The organism is Nonomuraea sp. JJY05, from assembly GCF_043496855.1.
Classification (GTDB): domain Bacteria; phylum Actinomycetota; class Actinomycetes; order Streptosporangiales; family Streptosporangiaceae; genus Nonomuraea.
This window is the reverse complement of sequence record NZ_JBIEIS010000004.1, coordinates 320566-346524: the sequence shown is the minus strand read 5'-3', so window position 1 is coordinate 346524 and position 25959 is coordinate 320566. Positions and strand designations below refer to the sequence as shown.

Genomic DNA, 25959 nt, shown 5'->3' with positions numbered 1-25959 from the left:
GACGTTCTGCCGCACAATCCTCGACATCTTCCTGCCGAACGTCCAAATCTTGGAGGACCCATCATGGCGACCCGCTCGCAGACGGCGGCTGTGCTGCTCGCCGGTGCACTCGCCCTGGCCGCCTGCGGTAGCGGCGGCGGCTCCCAGACTCCCGCCGCGTCCGGCGGTGGGGGCAAGACCCTCGTCATCGACACGTCCTTCGACCTCAAGACGGCCGACCCGGGCCGCACGTACGAGCCGACGGGGCTGATCGTCGGCAAGGCCGTCTATGAGACGCTGCTGACGTTCGACGGCGCTGACGTGACCAAGCCGGTGCCCTCGCTCGCGGAGTCGTACGAGCTGAGCAAGGACGGCAAGACGCTGACGCTCAAGCTGAAGAAGGGCGCCACGTTCGCGGACGGGTCGCCGGTGACGGCGGACGACGTGGTGTTCTCGCTGACGCGCGTGCGGGACATGAAGGGCACGCCGTCGTTCCTGCTGGACGGCGTCGAGGTGGCCAAGACCGACGACTCGACGATCACGCTGACGTCGAAGGCGCCCAACCCGGCGCTGCCGTACATCCTGCCCAACCCGGCCCTCGGCATCCTCAACAGCAAGGTCGCCAAGGAGCACGGCGCCACCACGGACGCCCAGGACAAGGCCGAGCAGTACCTGAACTCGGCCTCCGCCGGCTCCGGCCCGTACCAGATCGAGTCGTTCAACGTGAGCAGCCAGGTCACGCTCAAGGCGAACCCCAAGTACTACGGCACCAAGCCCGCCTACGACAAGGTCGTCATCCGCAACGTCGAGGCCGCCACGCAGAAGCTGAACGTCCAGCGCGGCGACAGCCAGATCGCCCTCAACCTGTCGGGCGACCAGGTCACCGGCATGCCCGCGACCCTGCAGGTCAAGAAGACCGCCTCGGCGAACGTGATCTTCCTGCTGGCCAACCAGGACTCCGGGATCAGCAAGACCACCCCGAACGCCAAGTTCGTGGAGGCGGTCCGCAAGGGCGTCGACTACGCGGGCCTGCTGGAGCTGGCCGGCGAGGGCTCGGCCCAGGCGCCGGGCGTCATCCCGTCGCAGCTGCTCGGCGCGCTGCCCGCCGACCAGGCGGCCAAGCGGGACGTCGAGGGCGCCAAGGCGGCGCTGGCCGCCAGCGGCGTGTCGAACCCGACCGTCAAGCTGGAGTACCCGAGCGAGCTGACCGTCAACGGCCTGTCCTTCCAGCCGCTGGCCGAGCGCATCCAGGCCAACCTCAAGGAGGTCGGCATCACGGTCGACCTGCAGCCCGCGCCGGTCACCACGGCCCTGGACAACTACCGCAACGGCAAGGAGGAGATGGGCCTGTGGTACTGGGGCCCGGACTACCCCGACCCGAGCGACTACCTGGCGTTCCTGCCGGGCAAGACGGTGGGCCTGCGGGCCGGCTGGAAGGCGGGGGCGGCCAAGGAGATCGAGGCCGCCGGTGACAAGGCCGCCACGGCGATCGGCGACGACGCCCGCAAGGCCGCCTACGTGGACGTGCAAACCAAGCTGAACGCCTCCGGGCCGTTCATCCCGCTGATCCAGCCCAGCCAGAACATCGTGACGGCGGCGTCGGTGACCGGCCTCGAGTACCACCCGGTGTGGACGGTGGACGTGGCCGATCTCGGCGTGAAGTAAGGGAGCCCCGCAGGTGTCCGACATCCCGGGCGAAGCCCGCCGGGGCCGGGCGGGACGGGCCCATCCGCTCGTCCGCTTCCTGATCCGGCGCATCCTGCTCGCGGTCCTGATGGCCTGGGGCATCACGCTCGTCACGTTCGTCCTGACGAACCTGGTGCCCGGCGACCCCGTGGCCGCGAACCTCGGCCAGCGGGCGCTGGGCGATCCGGCGATCGTGGCCCAGTGGCGGGCCGAGCACGGCCTGGACAAGCCGCTCTGGGAGCAGTACGTGCTCCACCTCCAGGGCCTGCTCCACGGCGACCTGGGCACCAGCCAGCAGAGTCACCGGCCGGTCAGCCAGGACCTGGCCGAGTTCGTCCCGGCGACGCTGGAGCTGGCCGGGGCGGCGATCCTGGTGTCGCTGGTGCTGGGCGTGGCGTTCGGCGTGATCGCCGCGCTGCGCCGGGACCGGCTGTCGGACCACGCGCTGCGCGTGCTGAGCCTCATCGGCATCTCGGTCCCGACGTTCTGGCTGGCGCTGGTGGCGTTCTACGTGTTCTTCTACCGGCTGCAGCTCACCCCGGGCAGTGGCCGGGTGGACGCGGCGCTCAACGGCGCGGTCCCGGCCGTGACCGGGCTGCAGACCGTGGACGCGCTGCTGGCGGGCCGGTGGGACGTGTTCTCCTCCGCGGTCGGGCACCTCGTGACGCCCGCGCTGGTGCTGGCGCTCTACACGATCGGCCTGCTCACCCGCTTCACGCGCTCGGCGGTGCTGGAGGTGCTGGGGCAGGACTACGTGCGCGCCGCCAGGGCCAAGGGCCTGCCCGGCCGGGTGATCCTCTTCCGGTACGTGCTGCGCTCGGCTCTGGTGCCCGTCATCACCGTGGCGGGCCTGGCGTTCGGCAGCCTGCTGTCCGGCACCGTGCTGGTCGAGGCGATCTTCGCCTGGCCCGGCGTCGGCCAGTACGCCTACAAGAGCGCCACCACCCTCGACCTGCCCGCCGTCATGGGCGTCGGCCTGGTCGTCGGCGTCGTCTACCTGGTCATCAACCTGATCGTGGACGTCCTGTACGGCGTCATCGATCCCCGAGTGAGGCTGCAATGAGACGGCGGGACCCCCTGGCCCGCAGGGGCCTGCTTGCCCGGCTGCCCGAGGCGTGGCGGCAGCCGCTGGCCGTGGTCGGCGCCGTGCTGGCGGTGGCCTGGTTGGTGATCGCGCTGGCCGCCCCCGTGCTGGCGCCGCACGACCCCCTCGCCCAGGATTTGCCGCGGCTCGCGCCGCCGGGGCCCGGGCACTGGTTCGGCACCGACCAGCTCGGCCGCGACATCCTGAGCCGCGTGATGTACGGGGCGCGGGTGTCGATCCCGCTGACGTTGCTGCTGGTCGTGCTCTCGGTGCTGATCGGCGGGCTGCTCGGCGCCTGCGCCGGGTACTTCGGCCGGTGGGTCGATGAGACGATCATGCGGCTGGCGGACCTGGTGTTCGCGTTCCCGACCGTGATCCTGGCCATGGTGGTGGCCGCCGCGCTGGGCGCGAGCCTGACGAACGCGGTGCTGGCCGTGCTGGTGGTGGCCTGGCCCGCCTACGCCCGCGTCACCCGGGGGCTGGTGCTGGGGGTGCGCGAGCGGGAGTTCGTGCTGAGCGGGCGGCTGCTGGGCTTCTCGGTGTGGCGGTCGTTGCGCGTGGACGTGCTGCCGAACGTGACCGGCCCCGTCCTCGTGCTCGCGACGCTGGACATCGGCACCGCGCTGCTGCTGCTGTCCGGGCTGTCGTTCCTGGGCCTCGGGGCCAAGCCACCCTCCCCCGAGTGGGGGGCGATGGTGGCCTCGGGCGTGGAGGTGTTCGACAGCTGGTGGGTGGCGACGTTCCCGGGGCTGGCGATCCTGACGGTGGTGCTGGCGTTCAACTTCCTCGGCGACACCCTGCGGGACGCGCTCGACCCCCGTACGGCCCGCGCGATCAAGGAGCGTGCCCTGTGACGACGCTTGAGATCACCGGGTTGAGGATGTCGATCGGCGGCAAGGAGATCCTGCGCGGCGTCGATCTCGCGCTGGAGCCCGGGCGGGTGCACGGGCTGGCCGGGGAGAGCGGCTCGGGCAAGACCATGACGGGGCTGGCCGTGCTCGGGCTGCTGCCGCACGGCGCCCGCGTGTCGGGCGAGATCCGGCTCGGCGAGCGTGACCTGCTCACCCTGCCGCCCAAGGAGCTGAACCGGGTGCGCGGCGGCGAGGTCGCCATGGTGTTCCAGGACCCGGCGACCAGCCTGCACCCGATGCTGACCATCGGCAAGCAGCTCACCGAGCACATGCGCCACCACCTGGGGCTGGACAAGCGCGAGGCGCGGGCCCGGGCGGTGGAGCTGCTGGGCAAGGTGCGCATCCCGGGGGCCGAGGAGGCGTACGGGCGCTATCCGCACCAGTTCTCCGGCGGGATGCGCCAGCGCATCGCCATCGCGATCGCGCTGGCCTGCTCCCCCAAGGTGCTGATCGCCGACGAGCCGACCACCGCGCTCGACGTGACCGTGCAGGCCGGCGTGCTGCGGCTGCTGCGCGGGCTCTGCGACGAGCTGGGGCTGGCGGTGCTGCTGGTCACCCACGACCTGGGCGTGATGTCGGCGGTGGCGGACGAGGTGAGCGTGATGAAGGACGGCCTCGTCGTGGAGTCGGGGCCGCGCGGGCGGGTGCTGCGGGAGCCCGAGCACGCCTACACGCGTTCCCTGCTGGAGTCCCTACCCGACGCGGAGGCGCAATGACTCTGTTGGCCATCGACGACCTGGTCGTCGAGCACCGCTCCCCCGGGCGTCCCGCCGTGCGGGCCGTGGCGGGGGCCAGCCTGACGGTCAACCCCGGCGAGGTCGTCGGGCTGGTCGGCGAGTCCGGATGCGGCAAGTCGACGCTGGCCCGCGCCGTCTGCGGGCTGAACCCGATCACCGCGGGCTCCATCGCGTTCGACGGGCAGCCGGTCACGCCGCTCGGCCTGCGGCGCAGGAAGCTGACCGGGATCCAGATGGTCTTCCAGGACCCGTACGCCTCCCTCAACCCCCGGCGGCGGATCGGCGACCAGATCGCCGACGGGCTGCGCACCTCGGCCGACACCGCCTCCTCGCCCGCCGACCTGCTGGAACGCGTCGGCCTGCCGCGGGACTTCGCCGGGAGGCACCCGCACGAGTTCTCCGGCGGGCAGCGGCAGCGCATCGCCATCGCCAGGGCGCTCGCGGCCCGGCCGCGGCTGCTGATCGGGGACGAGCCCATCTCGGCGCTGGACGCCTCCGCGCAGTCGCAGGTGGCCAGGCTGATGCGGGACCTGGCGGTGGACTCGGGCGCGGGGCTGCTGTTCATCAGCCACGACCTGTCCGTGGTGCGGCTGATCGCCGACCGGATCGCCGTCATGTATCTCGGCAAGATCGTCGAGGTGGGCGACACGGCAGAGGTGTGGGCGGATCCGCAGCACCCGTACACGAAGGCGCTGCTCCAGGCCATCCCCAAGCCGGACGGGATGGGTGTGCTGCCCGCCGAGCTGGCCGGTGACGTGCCGGACCCGGCGAACCCGCCGGGAGGGTGCCGGTTCAACCCGCGCTGCCCGTCCGTGATGGACGTGTGCCGCGTGAAGGAGCCGGAGTTCGGGCCGGTCGCCTGCTGGCTGCACGAGCCGAAGTGACCCCCGTCCCCGACGCCGCCGTGGGGCCGCAGGCCGCCCCGGGGCCGCAGGCCGCCGCGGCGCGGCTGGCGGCGGTGCGGGCGGCCATGGGCGAGGCCGGGGTGGACGCTCTCGTGCTGCGGCCCTCGCCGGACTCCCGCTTCCTCGGGAGCTTTCTCGGGAGCTTTCCTGGAGCCGGCCAGGGCACGTTTCTGGTGGTCACGCAGGACGTGGTGGCCGAGACCGCCGATCCGGCCGGGGTGGTGCCCTCGGGGGCGCGCCGGGTCGGGGTGGATCCGGAGATGCGGGTGCGGGAGCTGTTCGGGCTGGCGATCGAGGCCGAGCTCGTGCCCGCCTCCTCGGTGCTGTGGCCGCTGCGGCTGCGCAAGGAGCCGTACGAGGTCGAGGCCGTCGGGCGCGCGGTGGCGGCGGCGGAAGGGGTGCTGAAGCAGGCGCTGGAGCTGGCCTGGTTCGGTGTGACCGAGCGGGCGATGGCCTACCGGCTGCGGGTGCTGCTGGCCGAGTCGGGGTGCGAGGAGCTGCTGTCGCTGCGGGTGGCGGCCGGGGAGCACACGGCGCGGCCCGCGCACGTGCCCGGCGAGCGCGTCATCAACCCCGGGGACGCGCTGGGCGTGTCGGTGTGCGGGCGGTGGGGCGGCTACTGCGCCGAGGTGTCCAGGGCGTTCGCCGTGGCCGAGCCGCCGGATGACTTCGAGGCGATGTACTCGGTGGTGCTGGCCGCCCACCGGGCCGGGCTCGCGGCCGTGCGGCCCGGCGTGCCGGTGGACGAGGTGGCCAGGGCCGTGGGCGAGGTGATCGACGGCAGCGGGTACGGGCACTTCGCGGCGGCGCACGTGGGCCGGGGCGTCGGGCTGGGGCACGACGAGGGGCCGTGGCCGGGCGAGGACGCCGTGTTCGAGCCGGGGATGGTGTTCTGCCTGGAGCCCGCCATCTACGTGCCCGACCTGTTCGGGGCCCGGGTCGCGGACGTGGTGGTGTGCGCGGACGACGGGCCGGTGCCGCTGGGCGCGTACCCGCACACCCTGCACGTCCTCGACCGCTGAGGCAGCTCGACCGCCTCGGCCAGCCTGCGAGCCTCATCGGCCCACCCCGCCAGGAACGTCAGCGCCTCACCCCGCTCCCTGAACCGGCGGGCCGTGCCCCCACCCCTTCGCCGCCTTCCTTGCGGCGGGTCAGCACCTTGAGCACCGCCGACCCCCTGCGCACCCGCCAGACGCCGCCGGTCACCGCGTTCGGCGGGTGGTGCGTGAGCGGCTCGACGACGGGTGTCGGCGCCACCGAGCACCCGTGACGGTGTGTGATGATCCACGGCGAAGGGTAGTCCAGAATCATGCTGCGCATCGGCACGTGGAGGTCCGCCGGGTCGCTCGACGTGGTGGTCTGCGGCTGGCACGACGGCGGCCCAGGGCCTCTCGAAACGGGCATCAAGCTCATCTACGGGGTGGGCGGCCCGATGCCCGACTTTCCCGGGCTGCGCGTGGGCTCCCTCGTGGCGACGTCCGCGCAGGAGATCGCCGAGGCCCTGTCCCAGGGGATCGACGTGGTGGCCACCGCGCCGGACTGCTGCCCCTCGGCGCCGGTGGTGGCGGCGGGCATGTGGCACTACGGCTGGACCGGGAGCGATCTGGGCGCGCTGGCCGGGGCGACCGCCGCGGGCCTCGTCATGGCCGCGCAGCCGGGGCCGTGCGCGGTGGAGGTCCGCCGCGACGGGCGCAGCTCGCTCGACGGGGACGTGCGGGCGGAGGCCGTACGCGCCTGCCTGGCCGGAAGCGTCCCCCTGGAGTCGGTACGCCTCAGCCAGGAGGCCCCCAGCAGGCTCCTCATCACGCCCTTTTAGCCGCTTCCACCAAAGCCCGGCCCCGGCTTGGTGAACCCGGACGAATCGCGGCGGCCCCGCCGTCGAATACCGTCGCCTGTGAACGTCCGAGACGAGGAGCGGCAGGTTGGTCGAGGTCAGGGAGCTCCATGAGATGGCGGAGTTCGAGCAGGTGAACGCGCTGTTCGACGGCATCTGGCACTTCGGGACCGGCGCCCCGCCCATCACGGTCGAGCTGATGCGGGCCCTGTCGCACGCGGGCGGCCACGTGGCGGGCGCCTTCGACGGCGGCCGCCTGGTGGGCGGCTCGGTCGGGTTCCTGGCCGGCGGCGACGCCCTGCACTCCCACGTCACGGGGACGGCGGCCGGGCGCGGCATCGGGTTCGCGCTCAAGCTGCACCAGCGCCGCTGGGCCCTGGAACGCGGCCTGGAGCGGATCACCTGGACGTACGACCCGCTGATGCGCCGCAACGCCCACTTCAACCTGGCCAAGCTGGGCGCCCGGCCCCGCGAGTACCTGCCCTGCTTCTACGGGGTCATGGACGACGCGATCAACCAGGGCGACGAGTCCGACCGGCTCCTGACCGCCTGGCCGCTGTCGGATCCGCGCGTGGAGGCCCTAGCACGGCGGGAGCCGCGCGTGGAGGCCCTGGCACGGCGGGATCCGCGCGTCGAGCCGGGCCCGCGGGTGGATGCTCCGGCGCTACCAAAGCCGCCGGGGCTGGACGCGTCGCCGCCGGGTGCCGTGGTCGCGCTCGCCGACGTGGGCGGGCGGCCGGTGCCCGGCCCGGTGGACGCGGGCACGGTGCTGGTGGCCGTGCCCGCGGACATCGCGGGGTTGCGCCGCGCCGACCCGGGAACGGCCAAGACGTGGCGGCACGCCGTACGCGACGTGCTGGGCGCTCTGATGGCCGAGGGCCGCGCGGTCACGGGGTTCTCGGGGAAGTCCTACTACGTGGTGGAGACAAAGTGAAGATCACTGGAGTTGAGCTGCGGCGGATCGCGATGCCGCTGGTGGCGCCGTTCCGCACGTCGTTCGGCACGGAGACGGCCCGCGACGTCCTGTTGGTCAGGGTGGTGACGCCGGACGCCGAGGGGTGGGGCGAGTGCGTGGCCATGGGCGAGCCGCTCTACTCCTCCGAGTACACCGACGGCGCGGCCGAGGTGATCCGGCGCTTCCTGCTGCCCGCGCTGCCGAAGACGCTGGACGTGCACGACGTCGGGCGCGCGCTGGAGCCCGTCAAGGGCCACCGCATGGCGAAGGCCGCGTTGGAGACGGCGGTGCTGGACGCGCAGCTCAGGACGGCGGGCGAGTCGTTCGCCCGCTTCCTCGGCGCCTCCCGCACGCGGGTGCCGTGCGGGGTGTCGGTCGGCATCATGGACTCGATCCCGCAGCTGCTCGACGCCGTCGGGGGCTACCTCGACGAGGGGTACGTCCGCATCAAGCTCAAGATCGAGCCCGGCTGGGACGTCGAGCCGGTCCGGGCCGTGCGCGAACGGTTCGGCGACGACCTGCTCCTCCAGGTCGACGCGAACGCCGCCTACTCGCTGAGCGACGCCCGCCGCCTGGCCCGGCTCGACGCGTTCGACCTGCTGCTGATCGAGCAGCCGCTGGCCAACGACGACCTCGTCCAGCACGCCAGGCTGGCCGAACAGCTCAAGACGCCGATCTGCCTGGACGAGTCGATCGAGTCGGCCGAGCACGCGGCCGCCGCCATCGCGCTCGGCTCGTGCTCGATCGTCAACATCAAGCCCGGCCGGATCGGCGGCTACTTGGAGGCGCGGCGCATCCACGACCTGTGCCGGGCGAACGGGATCGCGGTGTGGTGCGGCGGCATGCTGGAGACCGGCCTCGGCCGGGCGGCGAACGTGGCCCTGGCCGCCCTGCCGGGCTTCACGCTGCCCGGCGACACCTCGGGGTCTCGGCGCTACTACTCCACCGACATCACCCGGCCGTTCGAGCTGTCCGACGGCCACCTGGAGGTGCCCGCGGGGCCGGGCCTGGGCGTGGACCCGATCCCGGAGGTGCTCGACGCGGTGACCACGAGCACGGAGTGGATCACGCTCTGAGCGTCGTCACGACGGCCTCCCCGCGGCTCCGGCGTGGGTCGCGGCGGAGGCTGTTGACTTTCCGCGTCCGTTTGACTACTAATCGCTGTGGAGCGTGTTCGCCGCAGAAAGGAGCCCCGTGCGTCCAGCCGCCGGAGCAGCCCTCGCCACCCTCACCCTCACCTGCTGTGCTCTCGCCTCGAGCCGTCCGGCCCAAGCCGCGGCCCCAGCAGGCAACGCACCCACCTGCGTAACCGTCTGGCAGACCACGGGCAGGATCACCAAGACCGGATACGCGCGCAACGACTGCGGCAGGACTCTCCGGCTGAACATCGTGTGGGCACGCGGGACCGACGGCGAGTGCTCCACCGTCCGGCCCGGCGGGACCATCTCCTCCCAGGTCGCAAGGGGCGTCCGGACCTTCGACGGAGCCGACACCTGCTGAGGTCCGCTGTTGGCGAATCGATCGTTTCGCCATGCTTCCGCCGGGTTCGAGCCGGCGCGACGGACGGCCGTACCTGGATGAACAGGTGACCCGCGCCATCCCGTTGCGGCAGGCCCGATGCGCGCCCGTCACCAAGCCCTGCCCGTCACGGCCCGCTGAAGGATTGCCAGGGCACCAGGCCGACGGTCGCCCACATGTCTCCGTACGGAAGGTGGAGCTACAACCAGGACATGTCCGTTCCGGAGGTCCCCGGAGGTCGCCTGGACAGCGTGCTGGCGATCACGCCGACAGACGTCTGGGCCGTCGGCGCGATCGGAGGCTACGACCCGGAGATGTATCCCCCGGCGAACTGCCGCCCAACCTCAGATGGCGGGGAGGGGGCGGAGACCCCGGGATCCCTCCCCACGCCGCTCGTCATGCACTGGAACGGGTCGGCCTGGCAGCGGGTGGAACTGCCACCGTTGAAGGGTGCTCTGCACGGCCTGACCGCCTTCGGCAAGAACAACCTGTGGGCGACCGGTACCGACCCCCGTCAGCCAGGTGTCGCGCTCCTCCTCCACTACGACGGCACGTCGTGGAGGCGCGAGGACATCAGCGCCGGTAACAGTGGTCACGCCGCCATCGCGGCCATCCCCGGCACCTCCAACTTGTGGGCCGTGGGCTCCGTCGGCGAGGACACCGACCACGAGCATGCTTTCGTCGCAAGACGGCGATGATCGGCGCCTTCCAGCCGTAGGTGACCTCAGCTTCCTCGTGTCTCACCGACTGGTGCCGCATTCCTCGAAGGGTGTCGTCACGGCATGGTGTGGTCTGAAACCTGCCGGTATCCGCCCTACCGCCGCTGCTTGGCTGGTTCCGTTACCCCACGGTCCCAACCCGAACGGAACCATGTCCACGATCACCCATGCCCGGCCCCGCTCACCCCTCGTCAGCTGGCTGGCCGTCACCTCGCTCACGCTGGGCATCTTCGCCATCGTCACCAGCGAGATCCTGCCCATCGGCCTGCTGACCGACATCGGCGCCGATTTCGGCATCTCCGACGGCACCACCGGGCTGACCATGACCCTGCCCGGCATCGTCGCCGCCGTCGCCGCGCCCGCCGTCACGCTCGCCACCGCCCGCCTGGACCGCCGGGTGATGCTGTGCGCGCTCATGGCGGTGCTCGCGATCGCCGACGTCCTGGCGGCGGTGGCGACCTCGTACTGGATCATGCTGGTCTCCAGGGTGCTGGTCGGCCTGACCATCGGCGGATTCTGGTCGATCGGGGCCGGGCTGGCCGCCCGCCTCGTGCCGCCGCGCTCGGTCGGCGCCGCCACCGCGCTGATCTTCTCGGCCGTCCCGCTGGGCTCGGTGCTCGGCGTCCCGGCCGGCACGTTCATCGGCCACCTCGCCGGCTGGCGAACCGCCTTCCTCGCCCTGGCCGCGTTGTCGGTCCTCGTCCTGATCGCCCTGCTGATGCTGCTGCCGCCGCTCCCCGCCCGCGAGGTCACCAGCGGCCGCGTCCTGCTCGGCCTCCTGCGCGAACGGGGCACCAGGATCGCCCTGCTGGCCACGTTCCTCATCGTCCTGGCGCACTTCGGCACCTACACCTACGTCACCCCCTTCCTCCAGAACGTCACCCACCTGGGCCCGGCCGCCGTCAGCGCCACGCTCCTGGCGTACGGCATCGCCGGGACGGCCGGGAACTTCCTGGCGAGCAAGGCGGTCGCGACCGCCCCACGAGCGGCCTTCCTGGCCTGCGGCGCCCTGATCGCCCTCACCACGCTCCTGCTGCCCGTAGCCGGCACCTCCACCGCCGGGGCCATCGCGCTGGTGGTCTTGTGGGGACTGGCCTACGGGGGCGTTCCCGTCTGCTCCCAGGCCTGGTTCATGAACGCCGCCCCTCGGACGCCGGAGGCCGCCACGGTCGTCTTCACCTCCTCCTTCCAGGCCACCTTCGCCCTCGGAGCGCTTGCCGGCGGCCAGGTCGTGGACGCCTTCTCGGTCTCCACGACGATGATCTGCGGCGGGCTGACCGCCCTCCTCATGGCGGCGGCTCTGTGGTCGCTCGCCAGGCCCCGCTGATGAAAAATTACTTCCGTGCCCCATCCTGAGAATCGAATAGAAGCCATGGTCGCCGAAGCCGGCTACCGGATTGACGAGCCGATCGTGGTCGGGCTGCAGCAACGCGACGAGGCGCCGGCTTTTCACGCGCAGGGGATGACGGCCAGGGGGGAGCCGTTGTCCGCCACGACGCCGGTCTACGCGGCCTCCCTTTCCAAACAAATGACCGCCGCATGCGTGGCCTTGCTCGTCCAGCAGGGTGCGCTGGACCTTGAATCCGCTCTGTCGCGCTGGCTGCCGCAGCTGCCTCCATGGGCCGACGACATCCGGCTCCGGCAGCTTCTCCATCACACCGCGGCGCTGCCCGCCGATCGAGACATCGACGCCATCCTGGCCGGAGATGCCGACCGGACCAGCGAAGGCGTCATCCAGGCTCTCACTCGATTTCCCGCCCTCCAGGGCAGCCCTGGCGGCAATTACGCCTATTCGAACGCGGGATATGTCTGCCTCGCCGCTGCGGCCGCACGAGCAGCAGGTCAACCGCTTCCGGATTTCGCGCGGGACCGGCTCTTCGCCCCGCTGTCGATGAGCGAGACGCTTTTCTGGGCCGGCCCCGCTCCCGCGCCTCCCGGCGCGGCACCGCTGACTCCTGAGCACCCCGCCCCGCTGTCCCTGGGTGACGGTGGCGTTTGGGCCACCGCCGGCGACCTGCTGCGGTGGAGCCAGGCGCTCAATGCCGACGAGCTCGGCGTCTCCACCATCATGCAAACCCCGGGCCGCCTCGATGACGGGACGCCGATCGACTACGCCTGGGGCATCGGCGTCCGCTCGCACGCCGGGCATCGCGTCTACCGGCACGGGGGCGGCTGGCCGGGGCTGCGGGCCATGCAGGCTCGGTTACCCGACCTGGGCTGGAGCATCGTGTTCACCGCGATCGCCGACGACACCGAACGTCGGACGGTGCTGCTCGGCCTCCTCCTCGACGGGGTGACGGAAGGCGACGCCCGGCTTTGACGCAGAACTCCGGCGGCATGCCGCTGCCGCGGACCGTGGTCTCGCACGTGACAGGGGTTTTTTCGGCGGGCTTCCGGCTGGCATGCTGCCATTCGTGAACGAGGATCAGGGGCTTGTTCCAATCCGGCCTGTCAGCGATGAGGACCTGGAAGCCGTCATGGCGCTGGCTCCCCGGCTCGCCGAAGGTGTGGCGGCGTGGCGTGATCCCGAGGGTGCCATGCGGGCGGCGCGGGAGTGGCTCGCCGGGTCCCTTGCCGCGGCCAAGAGCGGGCGGGGAGCGGTGTTCGTCGCGGTGGACGGCGGGGACTCGCAGGTGGTCGGCGTGGTGTCCGTCCAGCGGCAGCAGCACTTCACCGGTGCGGTGGACGCCTATGTCGGCGAGTTGGCCGTCCATCCGCGAGCCGTCCGAACGGGAGTGGGCCGGCGGTTGATGGCCGCCGCCGAGGACTGGGCCCGGCAGCAGGGTCTGCGCCACCTGACGCTGGAGACGGGGGCGGCCAACCCGGCCGCCCGGCGGTTCTACGCCGCGCTGGGGTACCTGGAAGAAGGAGTGCGGCTGACCCGTTCTCTGGAGACCGCAACTTCGTGAGAAGCAGTTGTCCATTTGGCGGGGGGCCGTTCGTGGTGATGGTGTGCGGCGGGCCTGCCGTACACCGGCCTCACCCATGAAGGGGAACACCGTGAAGTACATGATGCTGATCAACGCCGCTACCTCCGACGACCAGGACGACCCCTGCACCGTCGAGGACTGGATGGCCTACGACAAGGAGGTGCGCGAGGCGGGAATCTGGGTCTCCGGCGAGTCGCTGGCCGATCTGGTGACCGCCACGAGCGTGCGCGTGGACAGGGACGGCGTGCGGACCGTGACCGACGGGCCGTATGCCGAGACCCGGGAGGTTCTGGGCGGTTTCTATGTGATCGACGTGCCGGACCTCGACGTGGCGCTCGACTGGGCCGCCCGCTGCCCGGGAGCGCGCGGCGGCGGGTCGGTGGTCGTGCGCCCGGTCGCCGACTTCGGTGTCTGAGGTCTCTGAGGTGCGTGAGGTCGAGGCGGTCTTCCGGGAGGAGCGCGGCAGGCTGCTGGCCGCGCTCGTGCGCCGGTTCGGCGACCTCGACCTCGCCGAGGAGGTGACCTCGGACGCCATCGAGGCGGCGCTGAAGCACTGGCCGGTCGAGGGCGTGCCGCCCAAGCCGGGCGCGTGGCTGATGACGACGGCGCGGCGCAAGGCGGTCGACCGGCTCAGGCGCGACCAGGCCTTCGCCGCGCGGCTGGCCATCCTGCAGGTGGAGGCGGAGCGGGCGGAGCACGCCCCGCCGGCCGACGCGGACGGCGAGCTGCCGGACGAGCGGCTGCAGCTGTTCTTCACCTGCGCCCACCCCGCGCTGCCCGCCGAGGACCGCGGGGCGCTGACGTTGCGCTGCCTGGCGGGGCTGACCACGCCGGAGGTGGCGCGGGCCTACCTGGTGCCGGTGCAGACCATGGCCAAGCGGATCGTCCGGGCGAAGAAGAAGATCCGCGAGGCCCGCATCCCGTTCCGCGTGCCCGGCGCGGACGAGCTGCCGGAGCGGCTGCCCGGGGTGCTCCAGGTGATCTACTCGATCTTCACCGAGGGGTACGCCGCCAGCTCCGGCCCCGACCTGCAGCGCCTGGACCTGGCCGAGGAGGCGATCCGGCTGGCGCGCATCCTGCGCCGGCTGCTGCCCTCGGAGCGGGAGGTCGCCGGGCTGCTGGCGCTGTTGCTGCTGGTCCACGCGCGCCGCGATGCCCGTACCGGCCCCGGCGGCGAGCCGGTGCTGCTGGACGAGCAGGACCGCGGCCGCTGGGACCGGGACCTGATCCAGGAGGGCTCGGCGCTGGTGGTGACCGCGCTGAGCGGCGGCCCGCCCGGCGTGTACGGCGTGCAGGCCGCCATCGCGGCCCTCCACGACGAGGCGGCGGACCTGGCCACGACCGACTGGCCGCAGGTCGTGGCCCTGTACGACGTGCTGCTCGCACTCGACCCGTCCCCGGTGGTCGCGCTGAACCGGGCGGCGGCCGTGGCCATGCGCGACGGGCCGGAGGCGGGGCTGGCCCTGCTGGACGACCTGGCCGGCGAGCCACGGCTGCGCGGCTACCACCCGTACCTGGTGGCGCGCGCCGACCTGCTGCACCGGCTCGGCCGCCTCCCCGAGGCCGCCGCGGCCTATCGCGCGGCCCTGGAAGTGGCCGGGAGCGAGCCGGAGCGCGTCCACCTCCTGCGCCGCCTGGCCGCCGTCGAAGAATCCTGAGGAATTTCGCGGGCGGCGGTCCATCCGGCCGGGTCCCGTTCGTGGTCATGCCGTACCGGCCGCGGCTCGAAAACCATCGATCGAGGGGATCCGACATGCGACACGACGACATACTCGCCTGGACGAAGGCGGAGCGGCTCGGCCTCGCCGCCTTCCTGGAAGACCTGGACGACCACGAGTGGGACGCCGCCTCGCTGTGTGACGGCTGGACGGTCCGGGACGTGGCCGCCCATTTGACGCTCTCGACGCGTACCACCCTGTTCGTGGCGATCAAGGGCGCGATCCGGGCGCGGGGCGACTTCAACCGCATGGTCGCCGACCTCGCCCGGGAGCGTGCGGCCCGGTTCCAGCCGCGGGAGCTCATCGCGCAGCTGCGCGAAACGGCCGGCTCGGCCCGCCGCGCTCCGGGGGCGAGCCCGCTCGACCCGCTGGTCGACGCGCTCGTCCACGGTCAGGACATGGCCCGCCCGCTGGGCCGTACGCGCGAGATGCCCGCCGAGCCGGCGGTCGCGGCGCTCGACCACGTGGCGGCCAGCCGGTTCTACGGTGGCCGGGAGCTGCTGCGCACCACGCGGTTGATCGCCACGGACGCCGGCTGGTCGGCGGGCGAGGGACCGCGCGAGGTGCGCGGACCGGCGGCCGACCTCCTCCTGCTCGCCACCGGCCGCCGGGCCGCCCGCGAGAACCTGCGTTCCACACCGTGATCGCCGGCCGCGCTGTGGGTGCTGCTCGCGTTCTCCGGCAACCTGGTGCTGGTCTCGAATCGGCTCCGCGCTGGCGGGCTGGCTGCGCGGCCTCGGCGACCGCGTGGAACAGTCGTCGCACGCATGAGATCCACGCTGGCCACCTACCGGCACTGGCTCCGGTCCCGTCTGAGTGGTCCTCAGTGAGTGTTGCCGGTCTGCGCGTCGAGCTCGCCATCCCCGTCGGGCGCATCGGTGGCGAACTCGGTGGCGAAATCCTCCTCGTCCAAGGCGGCGCGGATCCTGGCGGTGATGCGGTCCACGTCGCCGCGTTCGGCCGGCGGCATCGGGGCTCCCGCGGATTCGCGAAGCCGGGCCGCCGTCCCCAGCAGGCGAGCGGCCCGTGCCGGCTCTCCTGCCAGCGCGTATGCACCCGCCAGCCCCTCCAGTGCGAGGGCGCGTGCCCGCGGATCGCCACCGGAACGTGCCACGTCCAGCCCTTGGCGGTGCAGCTCCAGCGCGGCACGGGCGTCGCCGTGGCGCTCGGCCACGAAGCCGAGTTCGGCCAGCAGCAGCGCCGGCCCCGGGTCGAAGTCGCGCGCGCGATGCCAGGCGAGCAGCCTCCTCAGGCGCACCTCGGCTTCGTCGAGGTGGCCCTCCCTGCGGGCGCCGAGCGCGAGCCCGATCTCGGCATGGACCTCCCCGGCCGCGTACCCGTGCTCGGCCGCCATCCGCACGGCCTGCCCGTGCAGCTCCTCCGCCCCCCGGAAGTCGCCGTTGAGCAGGGCGATCCGGCCGAGTCCGGTGAGCCGGTCCGCGGCCTCGGTCCAGAAGCCGAGCTCCTCGGCCAACTGGTGACCGTCTCGGTGCAGCCGCGCCGCGCGCTCGTAGTCGCCGCTGGTCTCGGCCAGGGCCGCGAGCGGGTACGTCGTCTGCAGCCGCCCCCAGCGGTCGTCCAGCTCCTCGAACAAGGCGTGGGCCGACTCTCCGTACTCCCGCGCCGCTCTCAGGTCACCGCGCATGAAGGCCTGCCGGGTCTGGACGCTGCGCGTGGCCGCGACTCCCCATCGGTCGCCGGCGGCCTGGAAGCAGGCCATGGCCCGCGCCATCGAGTCCTCGCTCCTGGCGAGGTCCTTGCCGCTGGTGAACAGGGCGTACCCGAGGAACCAGGTGGCCGGCGCGTCGTCGCTCTCGGGCACGTCGGCCGGAGCGTCGCCTCCGGCCAGGAGCGTGAAGCCGGCATGCCAGACAGCGGCTGCGTCGCGCAGGTCCGCCGGAACGTCGCCTGCCGGCGTCAGCGTCTCCTCCAGCGACCGCCGGGCCTCGGTGAACCGGCCGCGCAGCAGCCAGTACCAGGTCAGTGCCAGGGCCAGCCGCGTCGCACCGCTTGCGTCGCCCCGTCGCACGGCGCGGTGGAGCGCGGCACGCAGATTGGGGAGCTCCAGGTCCAGGCGGGCCAGCCGCCGCGGCTGCTCGGGGCCGCGCAGGTCGGCCTGCTCGGCGAGTCCGGCATAGTACGCGCCGTGCCGGGCCTCGGCGGATTCGGTCTCGCCCGACTCGGCCAGCCGTTCGAGGGCGTAGGCGCCGACCGACTCGGGCAGGTGGTAGCGCGGGCCGCCGGTGACGGTGACCAGCGAGTGGTCAACCAGCCGTACGAGCGGGTCGAGGACGTCCAGGTCCGGGCCGCCCACCGCCTCTGCGGCCGCCGGCGTGCAGCCGCCGGAGAAGACGGCCAGGCGGCGCAGGACCCGGCGGTCGTCCTCGCCCAGCAGGTCCCAGCTCCAGTCGATCACGGCGCGCAGGCTCCGCTGGTGGGGCGGCAGGGCGCGCGGGCCGTTCGCCAGCAGCCGGAACCGGTCGTCCAGCCGGGCGGCCACCCCCCGCACTCCGAACGCCCGCACCCGGGTGGCGGCCAGCTCCAGGGCGAGGGGGAGGCGGTCGAGGCGGCGGCAGATGGACGCGACGGCCTCCGGATCCAGGTCCGCCCCGGTCGCGAGCGCCTGCGCGCGGGTCGTGAACAGGCGCTCGGCGTCGTCCTGCGACAGCGGCGGCACCGTCCACACCGCCTCTCCGGCCAGTCCGAGCGGCTCTCTGCTGGTGGCCAGGACGCGCAGGCCCGTGGCGGCGCGCAGCAGCCGGCGTACGAGATCGGCCGCCGAGTCGATCACCTGCTCGCAGTTGTCGAGCACCAGCAGCAGCCGGCGCGACCGCAGCAGGTCCTCCAGCCGCACTGCCGCATCCTCGCGCACGCCCAGGGCGGCACTCACCTGCTCGTCCGCGCCGACCGCCTCGGCCAGCCCCACGACGCGCACCTCGCCGAGCCGGCCGTCCCCTCCTTCGAGCCTGGCCACCTCCTCCGCCAGCCGGGTCTTGCCCACGCCGCCGAGCCCGGTCAAGGTCACCAGCCGGTTCCCGGCCAGCAGCTCGCGTACGGCGGCCACGGCCGGGTCGCGCCCGACGAGCTCGGTCAGCGGCGCCGGTGTGGAGGAGGCCGGGACTGTCGTCGGGAACCGGGGCGGGCTCAGTTCCGGATCGTGGGTCAGGATCGCCTGATGGAGGGCGGTCAGCTCGGGGCCGGGATCGGCGCCGAGCTCGTCGGCCAGCCGCTCCCGCAGCTCGGCGTAGGCGGCCAGTGCCTCGGCCTGCCGCCCCGCCTGGTACAACGCACGAAGCTGCACCGCGCGCAGCCGTTCGCGCAACGGGTGGAGCGCCACCAGCTCGCCCAGCTCTCCTAGCAGCTCGAGGTGTTGCCCCAGTTCGAGCCGGGCCTCGGCCAGCGTCTCCAGCGCGATCAGCCGCTGCTCCCGCAGCCGGGTGGCGGCGACGGCGACGAACTCGGCGTCGGCCAGGTCGGCGAACGCCTGTCCCCGCCACAACGCCAGCGCGTCCGCCAGCAGGTCCGCGCGGGCGCGCGGATCGTCGCTCGCGTACGCGGCGGCCGTCATGCGGGCGAAGCGCCCGGCGTCCACGTCCTCAGGTCCGACCCGCAGCGCGTATCCCGGCGCCTGGGACACCACCAGCGCCTCGGCCCCGGGTTCGGCCCGGCCCAGCGCGCCGCGCAACCGGGAGACCTTGGTCTGCAGCGCCCCGGACGGATCGCCCGGCAGGCGTTCGCCCCACAGGTCGTCCACCAGCCGGTCGGCCGCCACCGGCCGCCCGGCGTGGACGAGCAGGTCCGCCAGCAGAGCGCGGACCTTCGCCTCCGGAATCGCGACCGGCCGCCCATCGGACGTGGTGACGGCCAGCGGCCCCAGATACGCGAAGTGCATGCCGCAACGCTACCCAGCGGCCGACAGGAGATCGACAGCATCCCGACAGCGTCGCCGCGCAGAGTGGTCGCCGAAAGACAGAGCACAGGGTAAGGAGTTCTCGCATGGACGTATCGGTGGTCGGCCTGGGGCAGATGGGCACCCGGCTGGCTCAGGCGTTCCTGGCGGCCGGGTATCGGACGGTGGTGTGGAACAGGACGCGGGCCAAGGCGGACGCGCTGGTCGCGCAGGGGGCGACGGCTGCGGCGACGGTCACGGAGGTGGCCGCCGCCCCGCTGGTGGTGGTCTGCCTGACCTCCTACGACGCCGTCCGCGAGGTGCTGGATCCCGTACGGGACGAGCTGCGCGGCAAGACCGTGGTGAACCTCACCTCCGGCACTCCCGGCACCGCCCGCGAGATGTCCGCCTGGCTGGGCGGGCACGGCGTGGGCTACCTGGACGGCGCGGCGATGAGCGGCACGCGGCTGGTCGGCCGGCCCGAGGCACTGTTCGTGCTGAGCGGTGACGCGGACGCCTTCGCCGCGCACCGGGCGGCGCTGGCGAGTCTGGGCAACGCCGTGCATCTGGGCGCGGACCCGGCGCTGGCCTCGGTGTACGACGGTGCGCTGTTCGGCCTGGCGTGGGGCACGCTGGCGGGCTTCTACCACGCGGTGGCCCTGGTCTCCGCGGAAGGAGTCGCCCCCACCGCGTTCGCGCAGGCGGCGGTGGGCCACATGCCGTTCGTGACCTCGCTCCTGACCGAGCACGCCCGCCAGATCGAGGAGGGCCGCTATCCGGACGACGACGGCACGGTGGACGTGCACGCCGCCGCGATGGACCACCTCATCCATGCGAGCGCCGCCGCAGGCGTGCGCACGGACGTGCCGGACCTCTTCAGGGGTCTGCTGGAGGTGGCCGCCACCGGCGGCCACAGCGCGGACGGCATCGCGAGCACCGCCCAGGCCCTGTCCAAGGAGTCGCGGCGTGACTGAGCGCGACGCGCCGCGCGTGACGGTCCTCGGCCTGGGCCGGATGGGTACGGCCATCGCCCGCGCCTTCCTGGCCGCCGGTTACCGCACCACCGTGTGGAACCGCACCGCCGCCAAGGCCGGTGTCCTGACCGCTGAGGGAGCCGTACCCGCCGGCGACGTGACCGCGGCCGTCGAGGCCGGCCCCCTGGTGATCGTGCCGCTGCTCGACCCCGGCGCGGTCCGGCAGGCTCTGGAACAGGCCGCGCCCCGCCTGGCCGGTCGTACGGTGGTCGGCCTCGCCAACGGCACCCCGCAGCAGGCCGGGGACCTGGCGGCCTGGGCGGCGGGGCACGGCGCCGACTACCTGGACGGCGCCATGATGGCCCTGCCGCACACGGTCGCCACGCCGGAGGCGTTCTTCTTCTACAGCGGGCCGGAGCGCGCGTATGCCGAGCATCGCACGGCGCTGGAGGTGATGGCCGCCGCCCACTACGTGGGCGCCGACCCGGCCGCGGCGGAGGTCCACAGCCTGGCCGTGCTCGGCACCGGGTACGCCGCGCTCACCGGGTTCCTGCACGCCGCGGCGCTGCTGGAGACCTTCGGCACCGATCCCGAGACGCTGGCGCCGGCGGCGGCCGCCTGGCTGCGGGGCATGGCCGCGTTCCTGCCCGAGCTGGCCGGGGAGGCGGGATCGGGCCGGTACGGGGGCGCGGCCTCGACCATCGACCTGAACAGGCCCGCGGTGGACACCCTGATCGCCGTCAGCGGCGAGCGCGGCGTCGACCCGGCCCTGCACCGGCCGCTGAAGGAGCTGCTCGACAGGCGGTCGGCCGACGGGCATGGCGACGACAGCTTCGCCGCCGTATACGAGCTGCTCAGGGTCCGATGAGGGGCGCAGGACAGGAATGCGGCCGGCCACCCAGATGGGCGACGGGAGGGTGGCATCGGTTCGCCCAGGCCTGGGAATATTCGGTTGCGGTCGTGTGCTGAGGATCGCACTATGTTCCTCATGTTCCTGCACGCTCTCCTTGCGACGCCCGCGGTGCCGGGCGTGCTCGAGCGTGCCTGCGACGGCCTGGAGCGTTGACCTCCTCCCGTGAGTCCTGAGGTGACCCGGCGGGGGGAGGTTGTCGGCCCCGAGCACGGGTCACACGGAAACCAGGTCTCAAGGAAGGAACCATGGCCAAGCAGGCCTACGTACGGAACAAGCCGCATCTCAACATCGGCACGATGGGGCACGTCGACCACGGCAAGACCACGCTGACCGCCGCCATCACGAAGGTGCTGGCGCAGCGCGGGCAGGCCACGTACACGCCGTTCGAGCGGATCGACCGCACGCCCGAGGAGGCGCGGCGCGGGATCACGATCAACATCTCGCACGTCGAGTACGAGACCGCCACCCGCCACTACGCGCACGTGGACATGCCCGGGCACGCCGACTACGTGAAGAACATGATCACGGGGGCGGCGCAGCTGGACGGCGCGATCCTCGTCGTGTCCGCGCACGACGGGATCATGCCGCAGACCAGGGAGCACGTGCTGCTCGCCAAGCGGGTCGGCGTCGAGCACCTGGTCGTGGCCGTCAACAAGGCCGACGGCGCGGACCCGGAGCTGACCGACCTGGTCGAGCTGGAGCTGCAGGAGCTGCTGGCCGAGCACGGCTACGACGGCGTCCCGATGGTGCGGGTGTCCGGGCTGCGGGCGCTGGAGGGCGACCCGGTCTGGATCGCGTCGATCGAGGCGCTGCTCCAGGCGGTGGACGAGCACATCCCCGTGCCGGTGCGGTACGTGGACGCGCCGTTCCTCATGCCGGTCGAGAACGTGCTCACGGTCACCGGCCGGGGCACGGTCGTCACCGGGGCCATCGAGCGCGGCACCGTCCGGGTCGGTGACACGGTGGAGGCGGTCGGGTTCGGTGACGCGTTCGGCGCCGTCGTCACGGGAGTGGAGACGTTCGGCAAGACGATGGAGCGGGGCGAGGCCGGTGACAACGCGGCCGTGCTGCTGCGCGGGGTCCGCCGCGAGCAGGTACGGCGCGGCATGGTGCTGGCGGCGTCCGGCAGCCAGCGGGCCCACCGGTCCTTCACCGCCCGCGTGTACCTCCTGACCGCGGAGGAGGGCGGGCGGCGCAAGCCCATCGCGTCCGGGTACCGGCCGCAGTTCTACCTGCGGACGACCGACGTGCCCGGGGAGCTGACGCTCGGCGCCGACGCCGTCGCCGCCCGGCCGGGTGACACGGTGGACGTGTCGGTCGAGCTGGGCAAGGCGGTCGCGCTGGAGCCCGGGCTCGGCTTCGCCATCCGCGAGGGCGGGCTGACGGTCGGCGCGGGCACGATCCTCACCGTGCCCGACGCCTGACCCGCTCTCGGTCCGGTCAGGGGCGGGAGCCCGTCGCGAAGCGGACCGTGCGGGGAAGCACGAAGCGGTCCTGGGGGAGCGCCGCCTCCAGGGCCGCCCGGGCCTCCTCGCGCAGGTGCTCCGGGATCGCCTCCAGCGGGGCCCTGCGGGCGGCCGACCAGAGCCAGTCCCACACCTGTCCCGCCTCGACGACCACCTCGAACACCACGTCCTCGTGCCGGACCCCGCCCAGCCCGCCCGCCTCGAACAGCCCGGTCAGCTCCTCGGCCGAGCCCAGCGTGTGGCTGAACGGGGCGCCGCCCGCCCCCGCGGTGTACGGCTCCAGCGCCCGCCCCACCAGGCCGAGCAGCTCGACCTCGACCGGGCTCGACCGGACCAGCAGGCTGGCGGACAGCCGGCCCCCGGACCGTAGCAGCCCGGTCATCGAGCGTACGGCGGCCAGCGGGTCGGGCAGGAAGTACAGCATCATCCCGGCCAGCACGACGTCGAACCGCTCGCCCGGCAGCAGTTCCTCGGCCCGCTCCGCGTCGCCCAGCAGGACGGTCGCGTGGCTCAGGCCGTGCCGCTCGATCTCGGCCGTGGCGGCGGCGACCATGCCGGGCGCGAGGTCGAGCCCGACCACCCGCCCCGTGGGGCCGACGGCCTGGGCCGCGGGCACGAGCGAGGCGCCCGTCCCGCAGCCGGCGTCCAGGACGCGGTCGCCCGGCCCGGGCGCGGCCTGGCGTACCAGCTCGGCGGCCACGGGCGCGAAGAACGGCACCCCCACCTGCTCGTACGTCCCGGACGCGCGGTCGAACACACCGGCCAGGTATTCCTTGGCATCCATCACATTCCTCCCGTTGAACGTCGGTGAACGGTCAGCACGAAGGCTGCGCGGCCCCCGGGAAGGGGACCGCGCATGATCAGATCCGTCGGTCAGCTGGGCTCGAAGCGGAGCCTGAACGTCACCCGCCCGGCCCTGAGGTCGTAGGCGGGAAGGGCGCCGGGCCCGCAGGTGGCGGTGCCGATGCCCTGCTGGGCCAGGTCCAGGCCGAGATGCACGCGCTCTCCCGGCACCAGGTCCGGCCGGTGCCGCGCCCGGTCCAGGTCGAAGGCGCTCCACGGCCGCGCGGTCAGCCCGAACACCGGGAACCCGCGCACCGTGAAGGCGCCGAAGTCGGCCCAGCGCACGTCCGCCCGGTGGCCGTTCTCCTGCGGGAACACGTACGGCGTCTGGAACTCGTCGAGGCTCGCCCGCCAGCGGCCGACCCTGGCGGCCATGCCGGTGTCCGGGTACGCCTCGCCCGGCCCCCTGCCGAACCAGGTGACATTCTCGACCGCGCCCGCGGGCAGCGTCATGTCCAGCCCGAGGCGCGGGATCGGATCGGCCCAGTCGCCCTCCGGCTCGACGTCCACCGTCAGCTCCAGGCCAGCGCCCGCGGCCGTCCAGGTGTAGGTGGCGCGCAGGCCGAGGTCGGTCGCGGCCGGGGCCACCCGGGTGCGCACGGTCAGCGCGTCGCCGATCTCGACCTCGTCCACGCGGTGGGTGAGGCGGTGCAGGCCGAGCCCGCGCCACTTGCCGGCCAGCCCGCCGTAGGTGTCGTTGTCGGTGGGCGCCCGCCACAGCCCGAGCCGCGGCCCCTCCACCTCCACGCCGAACAGCCTGACCAGGCGCCCGGTCTCCAGGTCGAAGGCCGACTCGCCCACGGAGATCTCACCGCCGTCGCGGACCAGTCCAGCGGTCCACGTCGCGGGCGCGCCCTCGACGGCCTCGCCGACGAGCGGTGACAGGAGCGCCTGGCCCCACGCCACCTCGTGGCCCGCCCCGGCCCACGGCTGGTCGGCCGCCAGCACCGCGCGTACGATCAGCCACACCTCGGAGCCCGGGTCCGGGCCGGTCGCGGCGGGCAGCTTGACCTCGCCGCCCTCGGCGGGCACGGTCAGCCGGTGCTCGGCGACCGTCTTCCCGTCCGCCTCCACCGTGGCCAGGAACTCCAGGTGGGACAGGTCCGCGAAGCCGTGGCCGTTGACGACGCGCACCACGCCGTCCCCGAACTCGAACCGCACCGGCTCGAAGACCTTCTTCAGGTCGATCAGGCCCGGCGACGGCGTGCGGTCGGGGAACACGAGGCCGTCGATGACGAAGTTCGAGTCGTGCACGGGCTCGCCGTAGTCGCCGCCGTAGGCGTACTCGTACTCCGGATGCGCCAGCCCGTGGTCGATCCACTCCCAGATGAACCCGCCGGCCAGCCGCGGATACTTCTCGAACAGCTCCTGGTACTCGGCCAGCCCGCCGGGCCCGTTGCCCATGGCGTGGGCGTACTCGCACTGCATGAACGGCATGCCCCGCCGCCGCGCGTCCAGCTCGGGGTCGTCCAGCGGCGCCTCCTCGCGCCGCCCGATGAGCTCGACCTCGGCGTGCGAGGCGTACATGCGGGAGTAGACGTCGGTGTGCGCGCAGGAGCGGTCGCCCTCGTAGTGGATCGGGCGGGACGGGTCGCGTTCGCGGGTCCAGTCGGACATCACGGCCAGGTTCCTGCCGACGCCCGCCTCGTTGCCGAGCGACCACATGATGACGCTGGGGTGGTTCTTGTCGCGTTCGACCATGCGGCGCATGCGGTCGAGCAGCGCGTCGGCGTAGCGGGGGTCGTCGGTGGGGTTGCCGCGCCAGCCGACCTCGCCGAAGCCGTGGGTCTCGAGGTCGCACTCGTCGACGACCCACAGGCCCAGCTCGTCGCACAGGTCGAGGAAGTCGGGGTGGGGCGGGTAGTGGCTGGTCCTGACGGCGTTGACGTTGTGCCGCTTCATCAGCAGCACGTCCTCGCGCATCGTCTCGTACGTCACCGCACGGCCGCTCTCCGGATGGAACTCGTGCCGGTTCACGCCCTTGAACAGCAGCGGGCGGCCGTTGGCCAGGAGCACGCCGTCCACGATGGAGATCGTGCGGAAGCCGACGCGCAGCCGTACCGTCTCCTCGGGGAGGGTGAGGACGGCGTCGTACAGGCGGGGCGTCTCGGCCGTCCACGGCTCCGCCTCCAGCGTCACCTCCGCCCCGGGCGCGAGGTCCGCGACCCCCAGTTCGGGGACGCTCAGCGTGCCCGAGCCCTCGAAGCTCAGCGTGCCGCGCCCGTCCGCGTAGGAGGCGCGGACGAAGACGTCGGCGGTGGAGCGGGTGAGGGTGACGTCGCGGAAGATGCCCGGCAGCCACCACATGTCCTGGTCCTCGAGGTAGCTGGCGGCCGACCACTGGTGCACGCGGACGGCCAGCACGTTGCGCCCCGGCCGCAGGTACGGCCCCGCGTCGAACTCGGCGGGCAGCCTGCTGCCGGTCCAGAAGCCCAGCTCGTGGCCGTTGAGCCAGACCCTGGCGAAGGAGTCGGCGCCCTCGAACCGCAGCCGGCCGCCCGTCCATCCCTCCGGCAGGTCGAACACGCGGCGGTAGTCACCCGTCGGGTTCTCGTTCGGGACGTGGGGCGGGTCGACGGGGATCGGGAAGTCGACGTTGGTGTAGGCGGGCGCGCCGTGCCCGTGCAGGTTCCAGTGGGACGGGACCGGGAGCTCGTCCCAGCCGGCGTCGTCGAAGGCCGGCTGGGCGAAGTCGTCCGGGACGTTCGCGGTGGGTGAGAGGCGGAAGCGCCACGTGCCGTTGAGGTCGAGGGCGGGCGCGTCAGAGCGGAGTGCTGCCCGGGGTTCGAGCAGACCCGAACCGGGGGAGAAAGTTTCGAGATCCATCGCGGTCGAGCCTAGAGGTTAGAGATGGTTTCGTCATCGATGAGTTTTCTGTCCTCACTTGGGCGGAACATG

The 25959-nt window shown here is 73.0% G+C and carries 24 protein-coding genes and 1 pseudogene; 21 read left to right on the top strand and 4 right to left on the bottom strand.

Annotated elements, in window-relative coordinates; genetic code table 11:
* Positions 1-63 precede the first annotated feature (63 nt).
* The 6 genes from ACFKCF_RS07580 to ACFKCF_RS07555 are packed head-to-tail and all read left to right on the top strand — an operon-like array spanning position 64 to position 6324.
* Positions 64-1644 carry an ABC transporter substrate-binding protein gene (locus ACFKCF_RS07580; RefSeq protein ID WP_394492048.1) on the top strand — a complete coding sequence of 527 codons (1581 nt, stop codon included), beginning with the start codon at positions 64-66 and terminating at the stop codon, positions 1642-1644.
* A gap of 13 nt (positions 1645-1657) precedes the next feature.
* Positions 1658-2728: an ABC transporter permease gene (locus tag ACFKCF_RS07575; protein ID WP_394492046.1), complete on the top strand. Its 1071-nt coding sequence runs from the start codon at positions 1658-1660 to the stop codon at positions 2726-2728.
* On the top strand, positions 2725-3603 hold the full coding sequence (locus ACFKCF_RS07570; RefSeq protein WP_394492044.1) for an ABC transporter permease: 879 nt from the start codon (positions 2725-2727) through the stop codon (positions 3601-3603). The genes ACFKCF_RS07575 and ACFKCF_RS07570 overlap by 4 nt, the downstream gene beginning before the upstream one ends.
* A complete protein-coding gene (locus ACFKCF_RS07565) occupies positions 3600-4376 on the top strand; it encodes an ABC transporter ATP-binding protein (protein WP_394492042.1) in 777 nt (258 codons plus the stop codon). Before ACFKCF_RS07570 ends, ACFKCF_RS07565 begins: the two co-directional genes overlap by 4 nt.
* Complete coding sequence (locus tag ACFKCF_RS07560) at positions 4373-5281, top strand: oligopeptide/dipeptide ABC transporter ATP-binding protein (RefSeq protein ID WP_394492040.1); 909 nt, start codon at positions 4373-4375, stop codon at positions 5279-5281. Before ACFKCF_RS07565 ends, ACFKCF_RS07560 begins: the two co-directional genes overlap by 4 nt.
* Positions 5278-6324, top strand: a complete 1047-nt coding sequence (locus ACFKCF_RS07555) for a M24 family metallopeptidase (RefSeq protein WP_394492038.1) — start codon at positions 5278-5280, stop codon at positions 6322-6324. The genes ACFKCF_RS07560 and ACFKCF_RS07555 overlap by 4 nt, the downstream gene beginning before the upstream one ends.
* A 58-nt stretch (positions 6325-6382) precedes the next feature.
* On the opposite strand, the gene ACFKCF_RS07550 is transcribed toward ACFKCF_RS07555, so the two are convergent.
* On the bottom strand, positions 6383-6559 hold the full coding sequence (locus ACFKCF_RS07550) for a hypothetical protein (protein WP_394492036.1): 177 nt from the start codon (positions 6557-6559) through the stop codon (positions 6383-6385).
* Positions 6560-6611: 52 nt separating this feature from the next.
* Between ACFKCF_RS07550 and ACFKCF_RS07545 the strand changes: the two genes are divergently transcribed.
* The 11 genes from ACFKCF_RS07545 (at position 6612) to ACFKCF_RS07495 (ending at position 15620) form a co-directional block, all read left to right on the top strand.
* Complete coding sequence (locus tag ACFKCF_RS07545) at positions 6612-7118, top strand: acyclic terpene utilization AtuA family protein (RefSeq protein WP_394492034.1); 507 nt, start codon at positions 6612-6614, stop codon at positions 7116-7118.
* A 106-nt stretch (positions 7119-7224) separates the two neighbouring features.
* The gene (locus ACFKCF_RS07540) at positions 7225-8070 is read left to right on the top strand and encodes a GNAT family N-acetyltransferase (RefSeq protein WP_394492032.1); all 846 of its coding nucleotides are present in this window, start codon (positions 7225-7227) and stop codon (positions 8068-8070) included.
* On the top strand, positions 8067-9167 hold the full coding sequence (gene menC / locus ACFKCF_RS07535; RefSeq protein ID WP_394492030.1) for an o-succinylbenzoate synthase: 1101 nt from the start codon (positions 8067-8069) through the stop codon (positions 9165-9167). The genes ACFKCF_RS07540 and menC overlap by 4 nt, the downstream gene beginning before the upstream one ends.
* Before the next feature lie 118 nt (positions 9168-9285).
* The gene (locus tag ACFKCF_RS07530) at positions 9286-9591 is read left to right on the top strand and encodes a hypothetical protein (RefSeq protein ID WP_394492028.1); all 306 of its coding nucleotides are present in this window, start codon (positions 9286-9288) and stop codon (positions 9589-9591) included.
* A gap of 230 nt (positions 9592-9821) precedes the next feature.
* The gene (locus ACFKCF_RS07525) at positions 9822-10307 is read left to right on the top strand and encodes a hypothetical protein (RefSeq protein WP_394492026.1); all 486 of its coding nucleotides are present in this window, start codon (positions 9822-9824) and stop codon (positions 10305-10307) included.
* Positions 10308-10479: 172 nt separating this feature from the next.
* A complete protein-coding gene (locus ACFKCF_RS07520) occupies positions 10480-11655 on the top strand; it encodes an MFS transporter (protein WP_394492024.1) in 1176 nt (391 codons plus the stop codon).
* A 45-nt stretch (positions 11656-11700) separates the two neighbouring features.
* A complete protein-coding gene (locus ACFKCF_RS07515; RefSeq protein WP_394492022.1) occupies positions 11701-12648 on the top strand; it encodes a serine hydrolase domain-containing protein in 948 nt (315 codons plus the stop codon).
* Between the two features lie 82 nt (positions 12649-12730).
* Entirely contained in the window at positions 12731-13237 is a 507-nt protein-coding gene (locus tag ACFKCF_RS07510) for a GNAT family N-acetyltransferase (RefSeq protein ID WP_394492021.1), read from the top strand.
* A 100-nt stretch (positions 13238-13337) separates the two neighbouring features.
* Positions 13338-13673: a YciI family protein gene (locus ACFKCF_RS07505; RefSeq protein ID WP_394492170.1), complete on the top strand. Its 336-nt coding sequence runs from the start codon at positions 13338-13340 to the stop codon at positions 13671-13673.
* Between the two features lie 10 nt (positions 13674-13683).
* Positions 13684-14916 (top strand): RNA polymerase sigma factor, encoded by a 1233-nt coding sequence (locus tag ACFKCF_RS07500; protein WP_394492019.1) that lies wholly within the window; start codon positions 13684-13686, stop codon positions 14914-14916.
* Between the two features lie 95 nt (positions 14917-15011).
* Positions 15012-15620: a maleylpyruvate isomerase family mycothiol-dependent enzyme gene (locus tag ACFKCF_RS07495; RefSeq protein WP_394492017.1), complete on the top strand. Its 609-nt coding sequence runs from the start codon at positions 15012-15014 to the stop codon at positions 15618-15620.
* 179 nt (positions 15621-15799) lie between these two features.
* Here ACFKCF_RS07495 and ACFKCF_RS07490 read toward each other — a convergent pair whose 3' ends face one another.
* Complete coding sequence (locus ACFKCF_RS07490; RefSeq protein ID WP_394492015.1) at positions 15800-18868, bottom strand: BTAD domain-containing putative transcriptional regulator; 3069 nt, start codon at positions 18866-18868, stop codon at positions 15800-15802.
* A gap of 80 nt (positions 18869-18948) precedes the next feature.
* Between ACFKCF_RS07490 and ACFKCF_RS07485 the strand changes: the two are divergent.
* The 4 genes and pseudogenes from ACFKCF_RS07485 to tuf all read left to right on the top strand — a co-directional run.
* Positions 18949-19419 (top strand): annotated as a pseudogene (locus ACFKCF_RS07485) (NAD(P)-binding domain-containing protein); the annotation flags it as partial.
* A 6-nt stretch (positions 19420-19425) separates the two neighbouring features.
* Positions 19426-19839 (top strand): hypothetical protein, encoded by a 414-nt coding sequence (locus ACFKCF_RS07480; protein ID WP_394492168.1) that lies wholly within the window; start codon positions 19426-19428, stop codon positions 19837-19839.
* Entirely contained in the window at positions 19832-20707 is an 876-nt protein-coding gene (locus tag ACFKCF_RS07475) for an NAD(P)-dependent oxidoreductase (RefSeq protein WP_394492013.1), read from the top strand. The genes ACFKCF_RS07480 and ACFKCF_RS07475 overlap by 8 nt, the downstream gene beginning before the upstream one ends.
* A gap of 290 nt (positions 20708-20997) precedes the next feature.
* Positions 20998-22176: an elongation factor Tu gene (gene tuf, locus ACFKCF_RS07470; RefSeq protein WP_394492011.1), complete on the top strand. Its 1179-nt coding sequence runs from the start codon at positions 20998-21000 to the stop codon at positions 22174-22176.
* A gap of 16 nt (positions 22177-22192) precedes the next feature.
* Here tuf and ACFKCF_RS07465 read toward each other — a convergent pair whose 3' ends face one another.
* Together ACFKCF_RS07465 and ACFKCF_RS07460 are read right to left on the bottom strand one after the other, a co-directional pair.
* On the bottom strand, positions 22193-23002 hold the full coding sequence (locus tag ACFKCF_RS07465; protein ID WP_394492009.1) for a class I SAM-dependent methyltransferase: 810 nt from the start codon (positions 23000-23002) through the stop codon (positions 22193-22195).
* 89 nt (positions 23003-23091) lie between these two features.
* On the bottom strand, positions 23092-25887 hold the full coding sequence (locus ACFKCF_RS07460) for a glycoside hydrolase family 2 TIM barrel-domain containing protein (RefSeq protein ID WP_394492007.1): 2796 nt from the start codon (positions 25885-25887) through the stop codon (positions 23092-23094).
* Between the last annotated feature and the right edge of the window lie 72 nt (positions 25888-25959).